This window comes from Streptomyces sp. NPDC058231, from assembly GCF_042882275.1.
In the GTDB taxonomy this organism is placed as follows: Bacteria; Actinomycetota; Actinomycetes; order Streptomycetales; family Streptomycetaceae; genus Streptomyces.
The window spans coordinates 25,360-40,385 of sequence record NZ_JBHVWN010000046.1; the positions used below are offsets into that span (position 1 = coordinate 25,360).

At 68.7% G+C, this 15,026-nt stretch carries 13 protein-coding genes and 1 riboswitch; of the genes, 8 read left to right on the plus strand and 5 right to left on the minus strand.

The genetic code is table 11. The annotated features are described in order from the left end of the window. Nucleotides 1-6: 6 nt before the first annotated feature. Nucleotides 7-957, minus strand: coding sequence for a glucosyl-3-phosphoglycerate synthase (locus ACFVXE_RS26375; protein ID WP_389674753.1), 951 nt, complete (start codon nt 955-957; stop codon nt 7-9). A gap of 151 nt (nt 958-1,108) precedes the next feature. Continuing rightward, a riboswitch (SAM riboswitch) is annotated at nt 1,109-1,235 on the plus strand. Nucleotides 1,236-1,252: 17 nt separating this feature from the next. On the opposite strand from ACFVXE_RS26375, the gene thrC reads away from it, so the two are divergent. From thrC to groL, 4 genes are all read left to right on the plus strand, one after another. Further along, the gene (gene thrC, locus ACFVXE_RS26380) at nt 1,253-2,554 is read left to right on the plus strand and encodes a threonine synthase (protein ID WP_389674699.1); all 1,302 of its coding nucleotides are present in this window, start codon (nt 1,253-1,255) and stop codon (nt 2,552-2,554) included. A 33-nt stretch (nt 2,555-2,587) separates the two neighbouring features. Then, nucleotides 2,588-2,866, plus strand: a complete 279-nt coding sequence (locus ACFVXE_RS26385; protein ID WP_389674701.1) for a ubiquitin-like small modifier protein 1 — start codon at nt 2,588-2,590, stop codon at nt 2,864-2,866. Nucleotides 2,867-3,299: 433 nt separating this feature from the next. Then, the gene (locus tag ACFVXE_RS26390; RefSeq protein ID WP_003967346.1) at nt 3,300-3,506 is read left to right on the plus strand and encodes a cold-shock protein; all 207 of its coding nucleotides are present in this window, start codon (nt 3,300-3,302) and stop codon (nt 3,504-3,506) included. A gap of 374 nt (nt 3,507-3,880) precedes the next feature. Further along, nucleotides 3,881-5,503 (plus strand): chaperonin GroEL, encoded by a 1,623-nt coding sequence (groL, locus tag ACFVXE_RS26395; RefSeq protein ID WP_389674703.1) that lies wholly within the window; start codon nt 3,881-3,883, stop codon nt 5,501-5,503. A gap of 80 nt (nt 5,504-5,583) precedes the next feature. Here the strand turns inward: groL and ACFVXE_RS26400 are convergent, their stop codons facing one another. From ACFVXE_RS26400 to ACFVXE_RS26410, 3 genes are all read right to left on the minus strand, one after another. Continuing rightward, on the minus strand, nt 5,584-6,816 hold the full coding sequence (locus ACFVXE_RS26400; RefSeq protein ID WP_389674704.1) for an esterase/lipase family protein: 1,233 nt from the start codon (nt 6,814-6,816) through the stop codon (nt 5,584-5,586). Between the two features lie 531 nt (nt 6,817-7,347). Continuing rightward, nucleotides 7,348-8,088 (minus strand): class I SAM-dependent methyltransferase, encoded by a 741-nt coding sequence (locus ACFVXE_RS26405; protein ID WP_389674706.1) that lies wholly within the window; start codon nt 8,086-8,088, stop codon nt 7,348-7,350. A gap of 139 nt (nt 8,089-8,227) precedes the next feature. Next, the gene (locus ACFVXE_RS26410) at nt 8,228-9,262 is read right to left on the minus strand and encodes a glycoside hydrolase family 11 protein (RefSeq protein WP_389674708.1); all 1,035 of its coding nucleotides are present in this window, start codon (nt 9,260-9,262) and stop codon (nt 8,228-8,230) included. Nucleotides 9,263-10,047: 785 nt separating this feature from the next. Here ACFVXE_RS26410 and ACFVXE_RS26415 point away from each other — a divergent pair. From ACFVXE_RS26415 to ACFVXE_RS26430, 4 genes are all read left to right on the plus strand, one after another. Continuing rightward, entirely contained in the window at nt 10,048-10,572 is a 525-nt protein-coding gene (locus ACFVXE_RS26415) for a hypothetical protein (protein ID WP_389674710.1), read from the plus strand. A gap of 81 nt (nt 10,573-10,653) precedes the next feature. Beyond that, nucleotides 10,654-11,499: a DUF4097 domain-containing protein gene (locus tag ACFVXE_RS26420; RefSeq protein WP_389674712.1), complete on the plus strand. Its 846-nt coding sequence runs from the start codon at nt 10,654-10,656 to the stop codon at nt 11,497-11,499. A gap of 70 nt (nt 11,500-11,569) precedes the next feature. Further along, nucleotides 11,570-12,568: an ATP-binding cassette domain-containing protein gene (locus ACFVXE_RS26425; RefSeq protein ID WP_389674713.1), complete on the plus strand. Its 999-nt coding sequence runs from the start codon at nt 11,570-11,572 to the stop codon at nt 12,566-12,568. Further along, the gene (locus tag ACFVXE_RS26430) at nt 12,565-13,359 is read left to right on the plus strand and encodes an ABC transporter permease (RefSeq protein ID WP_389674715.1); all 795 of its coding nucleotides are present in this window, start codon (nt 12,565-12,567) and stop codon (nt 13,357-13,359) included. The genes ACFVXE_RS26425 and ACFVXE_RS26430 overlap by 4 nt, the downstream gene beginning before the upstream one ends. An 89-nt stretch (nt 13,360-13,448) precedes the next feature. Here the strand turns inward: ACFVXE_RS26430 and ACFVXE_RS26435 are convergent, their stop codons facing one another. Continuing rightward, on the minus strand, nt 13,449-14,990 hold the full coding sequence (locus ACFVXE_RS26435; protein ID WP_389674717.1) for a PTS transporter subunit EIIC: 1,542 nt from the start codon (nt 14,988-14,990) through the stop codon (nt 13,449-13,451). Nucleotides 14,991-15,026 lie beyond the last annotated feature (36 nt).

The window sequence follows — 15,026 nt, forward strand, 5'->3', positions numbered from 1 at the left end:
GCGAAGTCAGGCCGCGCGGCGCGAAACATACTCGTCGATCTCGCACATCGGCGGCCGTTCCTCCGTGTCCACCGGGTGCGTGCGCGGTACGAAGCCCTCCTCGCCGCGCTCGAACTGGGTCAGGGCCGGCCGTACCAGATGGCCTCGGGAGAGCCGCAGTTGTGCGGTGCGGTAGATCGCGGCCGCCATCCGGCCCAGTGCCTGCCCGTCCTGGTGGCGGTGTTTGCGCACCCCCACATCCACCTGTGCCAGCGCGTCCAGCCCCACCGTGTGCAGCGCGTCCACCAGCAGGCCCAGCTCCACTCCGTAACCGACCGGGAACGGCAGCCGTTCCAGCAGCGAGCGCCGCACCGCGTACTCGCCGCCCAGCGGCTGTACCAGGCCGGCCAGCTGCGGCCAGTGCAGATTGAGCAGCGGGCGAGCCACCAGTTCGGTGACCCGGCCGCCTTGACCTGCGGTGTCGCCGAGCGGGCGGTCGTACATCGCCTTCACGAACTGCACCTCGGGGTCGGTGAGCAGCGGGCCGACGATGCCCGAGACGAAGTCCGCCGAGAAGTCCTTGAGGTCGGCGTCTATGAAGCAGACGATGTCACCGCTGGTGACCAGCAGCGAGCGCCACAGCACCTCGCCCTTGCCGGGGAGGGCGGGTATGCGGGGGAGTATCGCGTCGCGGTGGACCACCCGGGCGCCCGCCTTCCGGGCGACTTCCGCGGTGGCGTCCGTCGATCCGGAATCGATCACCAGCAGCTCGTCGACCAGCTGGACCTTCTCCATCAGCTCGGCCCGGATCGTGCCGACGATCGCGCCGACCGTCGCCTCCTCGTTCAGGGCGGGCAGGACGACGCTCACGCTGCCACGCCGCGGATCCCTGGCCTTGGCGGCGAGGAGCCGGTCCAGCGGGCGGTCGGCGGCCGACCAGGAACGCCCGGCCAGCCAGCGTTCGACCTCTTCCAGCACGGTCGATACTCCCTGTATGTGATCCATCTCGCGGTTCGGACGACTATCTCAACCGTCCGTTGCTTCGGTTACAGTCTTGAACAACGCGGATGACCCTCGCATGTCGGGGTGTCCGCGAATAAATGCCTGGATCAATGATCCAGTGCCACAGCGCTCATCCAGAGGGACTGAGGGAACGGCCCGTTGAAGTCCCGGCAACCCTCCCGCCGACCGCGAGGTCAGGTGGGGAAGGTGCCAATTCCGTCTCGTGGCGAAATGCGTCGCGAGGAAGATGAGGAGAAAGGGCCTCGCCATCATGGCTGCGCAGACTGTTGCAGTAAGCACCGATTCCTCCACCGACGCCGTCGATCTCGGCCCCGCAGCGGCACTCTCCTGCCGCGAATGCGGAGAGCGTTTCGCGCTCGGTCCCATTTTCGCCTGTGCGTCCTGTTTCGGGCCGCTCGAAGTGGCGTACGACCTGCCGAGCGGCTCCCCGGACGAGCTGAAGAAGCGCATCGAGGCCGGACCGAACAACATCTGGCGTTACGCGCCGCTGCTGCCGGTCCCCGCCGATGTCGCCGACAAGCCCAACATCAACCCCGGCTTCACCAAGCTGGTCAAGGCCGACAACCTCGCCCGCGAACTGGGCGTCACCGGCGGCCTGTACGTCAAGGACGACTCCGGCAACCCGACGCACTCCTTCAAGGACCGCGTCGTCGCGATCGCCGTCGAGGCCGCGCGCGCCTTCGGGTTCACCACCCTCTCCTGCTCCTCCACCGGCAACCTCGCCGGTGCGGTGGGCGCGGCCGCGGCCCGGGCCGGCTTCCGGTCCTGCGTGTTCATCCCGCACGACCTGGAGCAGGGCAAGGTCGTCATGGCCGCGGTGTACGGCGGCCAGCTGGTCGGCATCGAGGGCAACTACGACGACGTCAACCGCTTCTGCTCGGAGCTCATCGGCGACCCGCTCGGCGAGGGCTGGGGCTTCGTCAACGTCAACCTGCGCCCGTACTACGGCGAGGGCTCCAAGACGCTCGCGTACGAGATCTGCGAGCAGCTCGGCTGGCAGCTGCCCGACCAGCTCGTCATCCCGATCGCGTCCGGCTCCCAGCTCACGAAGATCGACAAGGGGCTGCAGGAGCTGATCAAGCTCGGTCTCGTCGAGGACAAGCCGTACCGGATCTTCGGCGCCCAGGCCGAGGGCTGCTCCCCGGTCTCCACGGCCTTCAAGGCCGGTCATGACGTCGTGCGTCCCCAGAAGCCGAACACGATCGCCAAGTCCCTGGCGATCGGCAACCCGGCCGACGGCCCGTACGTCCTGGACATCGCCCGCCGCACCGGTGGAGCCGTCGAGGACGTCAACGACGACCAGGTCGTCGACGCGATCAAGCTGCTGGCCCGCACCGAGGGCATCTTCGCCGAGACGGCGGGCGGGGTGACGGTCGGCGTGACGAAGAAGCTGATCGAGGCGGGCCTGCTGGACCCGACGCTCACCACCGTCGTCCTGAACACCGGAGACGGTCTCAAGACGCTGGACGCGGTCGCCCCGACCACCGGTCCGACCGCGACCATCCGGCCGAGCCTGGACGCGTTCCGCGACGCCGGCCTCGCCGGCAGCTGACCCGACCACCCGAGACGTAAGGAAGGCACCCACATGAGCGTCAAGGTCCGTATCCCCACCATCCTGCGCACCTACACGGGCGGCCAGGCCGAGGTCCCGGCCGAGGGTGCGACGCTGTCGCAGGTCATCGACTCCCTGGAGCAGAGCCACCCGGGTATCGCGGCGCGCGTCCTGGACGACCAGGGCAAGCTCCGCCGCTTCGTGAACGTGTACGTCAACGACGACGACGTGCGCTTCGAGGGCGGCCTGGAGACGGCCACCCCGGACGGTGCGGGCATCTCCATCATCCCGGCGGTCGCGGGCGGCTGCTGACCCGGTATCGGGTCTCACGTCCGACTTCACAGCAGTACCGGAATTGCCCCCTCTGCGAGGTAAGCGGAGGGGGCAATTCTGCATGGTTGAGCGCGGTACAGTGGGGAAGCCCCCTCCGCTGCCCGTGCCGACCGCATATGAAAATGCGCCCGCCCGCGACAAGATGCAGCCAAAGTGCTCGATCTCCTTGCGCCGTAAGTGGCCTTTGTCCGGCCCGAGTTGCCCTGGAATCGCATAAATTCCGCATATTCGGGTGTTCGGTGCTGCCCAGAATTCTCGTCCGATTGACCTGTTGCAGAGGGCAGTTGGGCAGATACATTCAGCCGCGGTCGACGCGTTCCGGCGCACGCACCCTCTCCTGTCGGAGGGTGAGTTCTGACCCGGGTCCGCGAAGTGCGGTCCTGTGCAAGGGCCAGTAATAGGGGAGTTAGGCATGGCTCAGGGCACCGTCAAGTGGTTCAACGCGGAGAAGGGGTACGGCTTCATCGCGGTCGACGGTGGTGCGGATGTTTTCGTCCACTACAGCGCGATCCAGATGGACGGGTACCGCACCCTCGAAGAGGGTCAGCGAGTTGAATTCGAAATCTCGCAGGGCCAGAAGGGGCCGCAGGCGGACATGGTCAAGCTCGCCGTCGGCTGAGCTCGGCGCGGTCGGCCAACGACACTACTCACGCATGAAGGGCCCGTACCCCCAGGGGGACGGGCCCTTCACGCGTCGTCCGCCGCGTCGCCCCGCACCCCGTCCCGTGCGCCGCCCGTGCCCCCGTCCCGCGCTCCGCCCCGCGTGCCCTTCTCGGTCCTCGGTCGTCCACGACCGCCGGGGGCGCTTGCACTCGTGGGGGTCGAGTGCTAATCATTGCGTTAGCACTCTCCAGGTGAGAGTGACAGAACTTGGACCGGGCCGGTGAGGCCCGCAGGCTCGGTGGAGCAAGGAACCGCCGGGCAGGCAGGCCGTCCGTCGCGGGCGCCACTCGGTCCGGAGAAATCCACCCCTGTCCGGGAGGACCACTTCACATGGCCAAGATCATCGCGTTCGACGAGGAGGCACGGCGCGGTCTCGAGCGCGGGATGAACCAGCTCGCCGACGCCGTCAAGGTCACCCTCGGCCCCAAGGGCCGCAACGTCGTCCTCGAGAAGAAGTGGGGCGCGCCCACGATCACCAACGATGGTGTTTCCATCGCCAAGGAGATCGAGCTCGAGGACCCGTACGAGAAGATCGGCGCAGAGCTGGTCAAGGAAGTCGCCAAGAAGACGGACGACGTCGCCGGCGACGGTACGACCACCGCCACCGTTCTCGCCCAGGCTCTCGTCCGTGAGGGCCTTCGCAACGTCGCCGCGGGTGCGAACCCGATGGCGCTCAAGCGGGGCATCGAGAAGGCCGTCGAGGCCGTCTCCGCCGCTCTGCTGGAGCAGGCCAAGGACGTGGAGACCAAGGAGCAGATCGCTTCGACGGCCTCCATCTCCGCCGCCGACACCCAGATCGGCGAGCTCATCGCCGAGGCGATGGACAAGGTCGGCAAGGAAGGCGTCATCACCGTCGAGGAGTCCCAGACCTTCGGTCTGGAGCTGGAGCTCACCGAGGGTATGCGCTTCGACAAGGGCTACATCTCGGCGTACTTCGCCACCGACATGGAGCGCATGGAGTCGTCCCTGGACGACCCGTACATCCTGATCGCCAACTCCAAGATCAGCAACGTGAAGGACCTCCTTCCGCTGCTGGAGAAGGTCATGCAGTCGGGCAAGCCGCTGCTGATCATCGCGGAGGACGTCGAGGGCGAGGCTCTGTCGACCCTGGTCGTCAACAAGATCCGTGGCACCTTCAAGTCCGTTGCCGTCAAGGCCCCGGGCTTCGGTGACCGCCGCAAGGCCATGCTCGGCGACATCGCCATCCTCACCGGTGGCACCGTCATCTCCGAGGAGGTCGGTCTCAAGCTGGAGAACGCCGGCCTGGACCTGCTGGGCCGTGCCCGCAAGGTCGTCATCACCAAGGACGAGACGACGATCGTCGACGGCTCCGGTGACACCGACCAGGTTCAGGGTCGCGTCAACCAGATCCGTGCCGAGATCGAGAACTCCGACTCGGACTACGACCGCGAGAAGCTCCAGGAGCGCCTGGCGAAGCTGGCCGGCGGCGTGGCCGTCATCAAGGCCGGTGCCGCGACCGAGGTCGAGCTCAAGGAGCGCAAGCACCGCATCGAGGACGCCGTTCGCAACGCGAAGGCGGCCGTCGAGGAGGGCATCGTCGCCGGTGGTGGCGTGGCGCTGCTGCAGGCTTCCGCCGTCTTCGAGAAGCTGGAGCTCTCGGGTGACGAGGCGACCGGCGCCAACGCCGTCAAGCTGGCGCTGGAGGCCCCGCTCAAGCAGATCGCCGTCAACGGTGGTCTCGAGGGTGGCGTCGTCGTCGAGAAGGTGCGCAACCTGCCGATCGGTCACGGTCTGAACGCCGCGACCGGCGAGTACGTCGACATGATCGCCGAGGGCATTCTCGACCCGGCGAAGGTCACGCGCTCCGCGCTGCAGAACGCCGCGTCGATCGCCGCACTGTTCCTGACCACCGAGGCCGTCATCGCCGACAAGCCGGAGAAGGCCTCTGCGGCCGCTCCGGGCGGCATGCCGGGCGGTGACATGGACTTCTGATCCTGATGGATCGGTAAGTGCACGCTCGTCGGCCCCCGGGACCTTCTGGTCCCGGGGGCCGACGGCGTTCCGCGATCGTGCTAGCCCAGCCGCTCGATGATCCAGGAACAGAGTTCCTCGGTCACGAGGGTGTGGCCCTCGTTCTGCGAGGCGAGCTTGAAGTCGTCGAGCCGGCTGTCGCCCGGCGACATGTCGTCGATCGGGGCGTAGAGGTCCTGGTCCGTCGCCACGTCACGGATGTCGACCGCGCTGACCGCCGGGACGAAGCAGTGCGAGCGGATCGGGACGTCGGTCTTGAAGCCGAGCCACGGGTTGAGTTCGTTCAGCCCGTCGGCCAGGATGCCGAACCCTTCCAGGGTTCCGCCGGGCGCCCCGTCGATGGCGGGCAGCCCCGAGGTCCGTACCTCGTTCGTCTTCAGCGTCACCACCCGCAGCTTCGCGACCAGTTCCTTGCTCCCCGATGCCTGGGTGTAGAGCTTCGTGCCGGAGACGGAGAGTCCCTTGCCCTCCACGGCGAGGTCGCTCGGGTTGATCCCGTTGCCCGCTCCGGTGCCGACGCCGTTGGCGACGGCGATCTTCCGGGGACGCATCGGCCATTCGCCGATGCGCTCCATCTCCTGGAGGAAGGCGGTCCGCTGCTGGCTCTGCTCGGGCGTGCTGTCCCATTCCGGGATGTGCCGCCAGAGCAGCTGCTGAGCGGCGGGACTGTTGATCTGATCGGAGAACCGGCTGTCGAGATCCCGGATGTAGTGCGCGAACGCCTGGAGCGCGATCGGGATCCAGGCGCCGCGGTGCGGGCTGTCGTACGAGAAGTACAGGTCGGTCTGGTGGTCGATGTGCTCGCTCTCCATCTTGGCCAGCGCATGGCGGGTGACGAGCCCGCCCATGCTGAAGCCGCCGACCTTCAGCGGTGCGTCACCGGTGCGTTGGGCGATGGCGCGCATGATCGCCTCCCGGGCGACCCGGGAGTTGTCCAGGATCGACGCGCTGCGCTCGTCGAAGCCGACGATGATCACGTCGTAGCCGCGCTCGCGCAGCCGGCTGATGAACCGGTAGGCGCCGCCTTCCAGGTACTCCCAGAGCTCACCCAGCTTGCTCGGCCCGGAGTTGAACCCGTCGGCCGTGATGAAGGGCTTCACCAGCTGCTTGTGTCCCTTGCCGTAGTACACCCAGGCGGTGCCGCCCGGCAGCGGCCACTCCTCGTCGGCATCCGGCGCGGCGGCGGGCTCGGCGAGTGCTGGACGGGCGGACAGGACGATCGGTCGCTTGGACTTGAGTTCGTCGGCGATCTGGGCAGGGGTCGGTTCGGACACTGAGCGTTCCTTCCGGTGATGGATCGCCGCGGCGAGAGCCACCGCGGCGAGCGCCATGATGGATGTGGAAGATCACCTTCCGGAAGTGGATCCGAGGAGATCACCCATGTGCGCGAGCTGCTTTCGGACAGCGGTCGGATGGCCGGGTTCCACACGTCATGGCTGGTCCTGGTCGTCGGGGTGCCGTCTGCTGCTGCTGCTGCTGCTGCGAGCGACCGACCGCCCATCCGGAGGGACTTGTTCCGCATGGAGCGGGTGGCGTGTAGCCGACCCGGACCGGCGGGGGCGCGGTTGCCGTGCGCGTGTTCAAGCCGTCCCGTTCGGCTTCTGCGGGGTCCGGGCGAGCATTTTCTGGCCGATGATCGCCATGGGACGGACCGGTCCGCCACGCGTGTGGAGGAGTGGACGGGTGACCGCAGCGCCCGCTCCTCCGCCGGGGCGGAGTTCAGTGCCCGACCGCCTGCCCGCCCGCGCTCTGTCGCGGATTCACCGTCGGGGCCACGCCCGGCTCACGCCCGGCTCACGCCCGGCTCACGCCCGGTCGGCCTCCGGACGCCGTGCGAGAAGGACGAATTCCCGGCCCGGCCGGTCAGGGGCGTCACGGACCTCGTCGACCACATATCCCTGTGCGGTCAGTTCCGCCTCGATCTCCCGCAGCTCGCGGAAACGCAACGTCGAATCAGAGGTGAGTACCTGTCCGTCGGCGGCGAAGACGTAGGTTCCCCGGAAGGTGACCAGCGGCCCGTCCACCTCGGTCACCTGGAACCAGCTCTCGACCGCGCCGACGCCAGGGATCTCCGTCACGTGGTACGAATCCTTCCGGTTCCACTTCTCCCAGGCGCGCACGGCCGGATCCCGGGTCTCGAAGACCAGCCGCCCGCCCGGCCGCAGTGCCCGGTAGGCCCCCCGCAGGGTCTCCTGCCAGTCCTTCGGCGCGGCGATGGCCTGGGCGACGTTGGCCGTCATGGTCGCGAGGTCGACCCGCAGCGGCGGCAGCGCTGTCGCGTCACCGTGGATCCAGCGCACCCGGTCGCCGCCCGGTTTTCCCCGGGCCACATCGACGGAGGCCTTCGCGGGGTCGAGTCCGACCACCTCCAACCCGCGATCGGCCAGGAGGAGGGCGAACACTCCCGTCCCGCAGCCGATGTCCAGCACCCGGCGGGCGCCGAACTCCTCCGCCATGCGGACGTACGCGTCGAGATCGCTGCGATCGGGATCCAGCGGGTCGTAGATCGCGGCAAGTCGTGGATGTCCGAAGCATGCGTCAGTCATGCAACCGAAGGTAGGGGTGCCGGCTCGGGGCCGCTCGTCCTTTTCCGGGGCTCCCGGCGGCCGAACCGCACCCGTGACGCGGCGGCGACGGAGGGCCGCGTCACGGGTGCGGTGGTCTCGGGTGCGGTGGGCTCGGGCGTCAGCTCGCGCTGCAGGTGACCGTCGGCCAGGTCCAGGTGCCGTTGGTCTGGATGGTGGCACCCCAGTTGTTGCCGCTGCCGTTGGATTTGGCGGTCAGCACTTGGGCGCTGGGGTAACTGGCGCTGATGTTCCAGGTCGAGAGGACCTTCTCCGGGGACGGGACGTTCATGGTCACGGTCCAGTTGCTGGATCCGCTGACCGAGACGTTGAGGTTGTAGCGATCGCTCCACTTGTCGCCCGCGGACAAGGTCGCGGTGCAGCCGCCGGAGCCACCGCCGCCGGTCGAGCCGCCGGTCGAGCCGCCGGTGGAGCCGCCGCCGGTCGAGCCGCCGGAGCCGGTGTCGCCGACCGTGATGTTGGAGTTGCCGCTGCTCTGGTATCCCTCGGTCGCGAGCATCATGTAGTTGAAGCTGCCGAGGTTCATGCCCTTGCCGGCCCAGGCGTCGAAGTGGTTACCGGTCGTGATGGTTCCGCCGGTGCGCTTCGACTGCCGGACGCTCCAGTACTGATTGAAGGTCTTGGTGCCTTCGATGGAGGGCGCGTTGGTGCGCGTCGTCTCGTAGATGTCGTAGGTGCCGCCGTCGCTGGTGACCGTCCCCTTGAACGTTCCCGTCGGCCGGTAGGTGCCCCAGTTGTCGACGACGTAGTACTCCACGAGCGGGTTGGTGGTCCACCCGTAGAGAGCCAGGTAGGCGTTGCCGGACGGGTTGAAACTGCCCGAGTAGTTCACGCTCCGGCGCCCACCGGTACTCCAGCCCTTGCCGGCGACGAAGTTCCCGACGTTGCTCCAGGAGGTGCTGTAGTTGCCCCCGGCGCCCAGGTTCATGGAGACCGAACCGCCACCGTCGGACCAGTACGAGTAGTAGTAGCCGTTGTTGGTGCCGGTCTGGTTCGACGTGATGGTCGTGTCGGCGTTTGCGGCGGCAGGCAGGATCATCGCCGCCACGGCGGCCAACGCGATGGCCCAGGCGCTCCTGATCAGCAGCGTGATGTGACGGGGCCTGCGTCTCTTCTGGTGAATGAGCGTGTTCATGTGCGGGTTCCTCCTCGTGAAAGCTGGTGAGGGGCGGGCGGGCTCGACACGACCTGGTGGGGTTGTCGTACGGCCAGGAGGTGACGTCGACCGCGCGCCGGCGACGCGCAACGCGGCAGGGCATGGCCCGGTCGTCACGCGCTCGGCGACCGGAGAACCCGGTCACGGTGGCGACCCGGTTCAACAGTGGTTGAGGTCTGTCAACGGCGAACAGTGTTGATCTGACCCCGTCAACTGTCAACAGTTTCGGCAGGAACTGCGAAATATTCGCTGGCCATGGAATTCTCTGGGTCGGCGTATTGCCTGATCAGTAACTATCTCTGGCTGGTCGGATGTTTATCGATCGCGAGAAGCTGGATGCGCGGGGCTGGATTTGAAGTCCACGGCATCGAAAGTTTCGGGAATTCCGAATTATGTTGCGCGAGGTGTGAGGAGGGGGTGGCTGTCGTCGGTCCGTCGCGCTCGCGCGGAGTCCGGGGGCTCCGGCGGCGCGCGAGCGCGGAGCGGGTGCCCTCGCCGAACGGCGCGTCGAGGGGCTCGGCCGTGGCGCCGTCGCCGTCGCGGTGGCCGGACTCCCGCCCCTTCGTGATCCGCCGGACGTGCCACGGTGGCGCCATGTGGCGCCATCTGATGCGCCAGGGAGGGTGAGATGCCACGTGGTGACACTTTGACGCACCTCGCTGTCGTAGTATTTCCGCAGGTCAGGACGGTCAGGAGGGCCCCGGATCGCCCTGCTTCCCCTTATGGGCTTGCGCGTGGTGCCATCGTGGTGCCATTATGACGTCATGGACCTCACGCCGTATGTCGACAACCTCCGCCGCGAACTCGCGGTGGCCGCCGAAGCCGGCGGCGAAGAAGCCCGCGAGCTGGCCGAGCGGCTCACCGCTCCTCTGGAGTCGGCGACCCGCCTGACCATGCTCAATGTGCTCTCCGCCGCGATGGACGAGATCACCCGTGAACTCGCCCCGGGCTCGGTCGACGTACGGCTGCGCGGGCTCGACCCCGACTTCGTGGTGACGCGGCCGGCGGGCGACGAGGCGTACGAGGACAGGAGCGGGCCCGCCGAGCCGCCCAGGGCCCCGGCGCCCGCCGACGGCGACGACGGTGGCACCGCCCGCGTCAATCTGCGCCTGCCCGCCCACCTCAAGGCGCGCGCCGAGGAGGCCGCGGGCCGCGAGGGCCTGTCGGTCAACGCATGGCTGGTACGGGCCGTGTCGGCCGCGGTCGACGGCGGTGCCCCGTCACGTACGGCGGAGAAGACCCGCACCACCCGCACCGTCGGACAGAGCTTCACGGGCTGGGTGCGCTAGCCGCGCCCCGCCCGCCTCGCTTCACCTGCACCACGTCCCACCAGCGGGGACGCCACGAAGACCCAAGAGGACGGGACAGCCATGCCTTCTTTCGACACTCCCCAGCCGATCTCGGTCACCGCCAACGTGGCCGCCGGCTCCATCCAGTTCTCCGCGAGCGACCGCCTCGACACGGTCGTCGAGGTGCGGCCCCGCGACCCGAAGAAGGACAAGGACGTGCGGGTCGCCGAGCAGACCGAGGCCACGTACGCGAGCGGCGTGCTGACCATCAGGACACCCAAGGGGCGCTACCTCGTCGGGCCCACCGGCAGCGTCGACGTGACGGTCGAGCTGCCCACCGGTTCGCGCGTCGACACGACCGGCTCCTGGACCCAGGTGATCGGCGAGGGCCGGCTCGGCGAGGTCCGGGTGAAGACGTCGTCGGGTGACGTCCGCCTGGACGCGACGGGCCCGCTGCAGCTGACCGCCTCGCACGGCTCGATCACCGTGGACCGGGTCGAGGGCCTGGCCGAGATCACCACCAGTTCCGGCAGCCTGCGCGTCGGTGTCGTGAACGGCCCGGCCGTCCTGAAGAACTCGCACGGCTCCACGACCGTCGGCGCCGCGCTCGGCGAGCTGCGGGTGAGCGGAGCCAACGGCGACATCGACATCCGGTGCGCCGAGAGCTCGGTCACCGCGACCACCGCCCACGGCGCCCTGCGCGTGGGCGACGTGGCCCGTGGCACCGTCCAGCTGGAGACCTCCTACGGTGCCATCGATGTCGGTGTCCGCGAGGGCACGGCAGCCTGGCTCGACGTCAGCTCGGGCAACGGGCAGGTCCGCAACGCGCTCACCGCGTCCGAAAGCCCGGACAAGTCCGAGGACACCATCGAGGTCAAGGCTCGCACCCGCTACGGCAACATCGACATCCGCCGCGCCCGCGGCTGATCCCGCCCGCCTGATCCCGCCGCAGCCAAGGCACTTCACCGCGCACCACGTCATCGAAGGGGAGGACCCCATGAGTTCATCTGTCATGCCCACGCCCAGGCGGGGTGGAGGTCAGCAGCCGCCCGCCGCCGTCTCCACCGTCGGACTCCGCAAGTCGTACGGCGACAGGACCGTCCTCGACGGCATCGACCTGCGCATCCCGGCCGGCACCGTCTTCGCGCTCCTCGGCCCGAACGGCGCCGGCAAGACCACCACCGTGCAGATCCTGTCCACACTCGTCTCCGCCGACGGCGGCCAGGCCCAGGTCGCGGGCCACGACGTCGCCGCATCCCCGGACGGCGTACGGGCCGCGATCGGCGTCACCGGACAGTTCTCCGCCGTCGACGGCCTGATCACCGGCGAGGAGAACATGCTCCTCATGGCCGACCTGCACCACCTCTCCAAGGCCGAGGGGCGCCGCACGGCCGCCGAGTTGCTGGAACGCTTCGACCTCACCGAAGCGGCGAAGAAGCCCGCCTCCACCTACTCCGGCGGTATGAAACGCCGCCTGGACATCGCGATGACCCTGGTCGGCGCCCCCCGGATCATCTTCCTCGACGAACCCACCACCGGCCTCGACCCCCGTGCCCGCCACAACATGTGGCAGATCATCCGCGAACTGGTCTCCGACGGCGTCACCGTCTTCCTCACCACCCAGTACCTCGACGAAGCCGACGAACTCGCCGACCGCATCGCCGTGTTGAACGAGGGCAAGATCGTCGCCGAGGGGAGCGCCGAGGAGTTGAAGCGCCTCATCCCCGGCGGACACGTCCGGCTCCGCTTCACCGACCCGTCCGCGTACCGGTCGGCCGCCTCCGCACTGCGCGAGGCCGCGCGGGACGACGAGGCACTGTCGCTGCAGATCCCCAGCGACGGCAGCCAGCGCGAACTGCGCTCGATCCTCGACCGGCTGGACACGGCCGGCATCGAGGCGGACGAACTGACCGTGCACACCCCCGACCTCGACGACGTGTTCTTCGCCCTGACCGGCACCAGCACGCCCAGCCAGATCAAGGAGGATGTCCGATGAGCTCCCTCTCCCTCGCCATGCGCGACTCGAACACGATGCTGCGGCGGAATCTGCTGCACGCGCGCCGCTACCCGTCCCTGACGCTGAACCTGCTGCTCACGCCGGTCATGCTGCTGCTGCTCTTCGTCTACATCTTCGGCGACACCATGAGCGCGGGCATGGGCGGCGGCGGCGCCGACCGCTCCGAGTACATCGCGTATCTCGTCCCGGGCCTCATGCTGATGACCATCGGCAGCACCACGGTCGGCACCGCGGTCTCCGTCTCCAACGACATGACCGAGGGCATCATCGCCCGCTTCCGCACCATGGCGATCCACCGCGGTTCCGTGCTCATCGGGCATGTCGTCGGCAGCGTCCTGCAGTCGGTCATCAGCGTGGTCGTCGTCGGCGCCGTCGGCGTGGCCATCGGCTTCCGCTCCACCGATGCCACCGTCCTGGAGTGGCTCGCGGCGTTCGGGCTGCTCGTCCTGTTCGCCACGGCGCTCACCTGGATCGCGGTCGGTATGGGCCTGATCAGCCCGAACGCCGAGGCGGCCAGCAACAACGCCCTGCCGCTGATCTTCCTGCCGCTCATCTCCAGCACCTTCGTCCCGGTCGACGCGATGCCGGGCTGGTTCCAGCCGATCGCCGAGTACCAGCCGTTCACCCCGGCCATCGAGACCCTGCGCGGGCTGTTGCTCGGCACCGAGATCGGTAACAACGGGTGGCTGGCCGTGGTCTGGTGCCTGGCGCTGGCCGTGCTCGGCTACGTCTGGTCCAAGTCGGTGTTCGACCGGGGCACCGCTCGCTGATCCTCGGCAGACGAGGGCGGCGGGGCTCACTCCCGACACGGCCGAGGGCGGCACCCGGTGCGGGTACCGCCCTCAGAGTGTTACCGGGATCAGGCGCGGACGGGGTCCCGTGCCGGGTCCGTGGCCGGGGCGGCCGGGGTGCCGGTGGCCGCCACGGTCGAAGCCGCCGGTTCCTGCGACACGTTGAACTCCGCCAGCAGGTCCTTGCTGAATCCGAAGAAGTACGTGGCGACGAAGCCCGCCAGGTAGCCGACCAGCAGACCGCCCGCGTAGATCGCGATCGTCGTGCCCAGGCCGTGGTTGCCGTCGAGGAGCGGGAACAGGGCCCAGCCGGACGGGCCGATCGCCGTGGAGCCGACCGCGCTGCCGAGCTGGTTGAAGAAGCCGACGAACGCGCCGCCGAACGCACCGCCCACGCACGCCGTGATGAACGGGCGGCCGAGCGGGAGGCTGACGCCGTAGATCAGCGGCTCACCGACGCCCAGCAGGCCTGCCGGCAGTGCGGACCTGATCGTCCTGCGGATCGACTCGTTGCGGGGGAGGCGGAGGTAGACCGCGATGGACGCGCCGACCTGGCCGGCGCCCGCCATGGCGAGGATCGGGAGCAGGACCGTGTAGCCCTGCTGCTCGATGAGGGTGGTGTGGATCGGGATCAGGGCCTGGTGCAGGCCCAGCATCACGAGCGGAAGGAAGAACCCGCCGAGGACCAGACCCGCGCCCGCACCGCCGTTGGAGAGCAGCCAGTTGGCGAAGTCACCGATCGCGGTGGAGACCTCACCGGCCACGTACATCAGGCCGAAGATCGTCACCAGGCCGGAGATCAGTACCGTCAGCGTCGGGGTGACCAGGACGTCCAGCGCCTCCGGCACCCAGCGGCGGCACCACTTCTCCACGTACACCGCAAGGACCGCAGCGCCGAGTGCGCCCAGGACACCGCCCTGGCCGGGGGAGAGCTTCTGGCCGAAGGCCTCGATGTTCGCGACGCCGGGGAAGACGATGATCGCGGCGACCGCACCGCCGAGGATCGGCGTGCCGCCGAACTCCTTCGCCGTGTTGTAGCCGACGAAGACGGCGATCAGCGCCATGAACCCGGACGCCATGGCGGCGAGTGCGGGTGTCACCGAGGTCAGCCAGCCGAGGTTCACCAGCAGGCCGTTGAGACCGGCGATGATGCCGCAGCCGATGAGGGCCGGGATCAGCGGGACGAAGATGTTCGCGATCTTCCGGAGGAAGAGCTTGAACGGAGTGGCGTTCTTCGCCTTCCGCGCCGCCCTGATGGCGGCGCCCTGGGCGGCGAGTTCGTCCGCGGTGGTCGCGGCGGTGGTGTCCGAGGCGGGAGCGGGGGCGGCGGGTTCCGGTGCGGTGGCCCGGCCCTCCTCCACCAGCTTCTCGAACTCGGGGGTGACCCGGGCGACGGTGCCCGGGCCGAGGACGATCTGGTACGTGTCGTCCTCGACCACGCCCATGACGGCGGGGAGCGCCTTCAGAGCCTCGTCGTCGACGAGCGAGCGGTCGTGCAGACCCAGCCGGAGCCGGGTCATGCAGTGGACGACGGAGCTGACGTTCGCGGCGCCACCGACGAGTGGAAGGATCGCGGCGGCAGTGGCGCGGTTCTTGTCTTCTGGTGCCATGGTGCGTGGTGCCTTGCTGTGCGGGGGGTGGGGAGT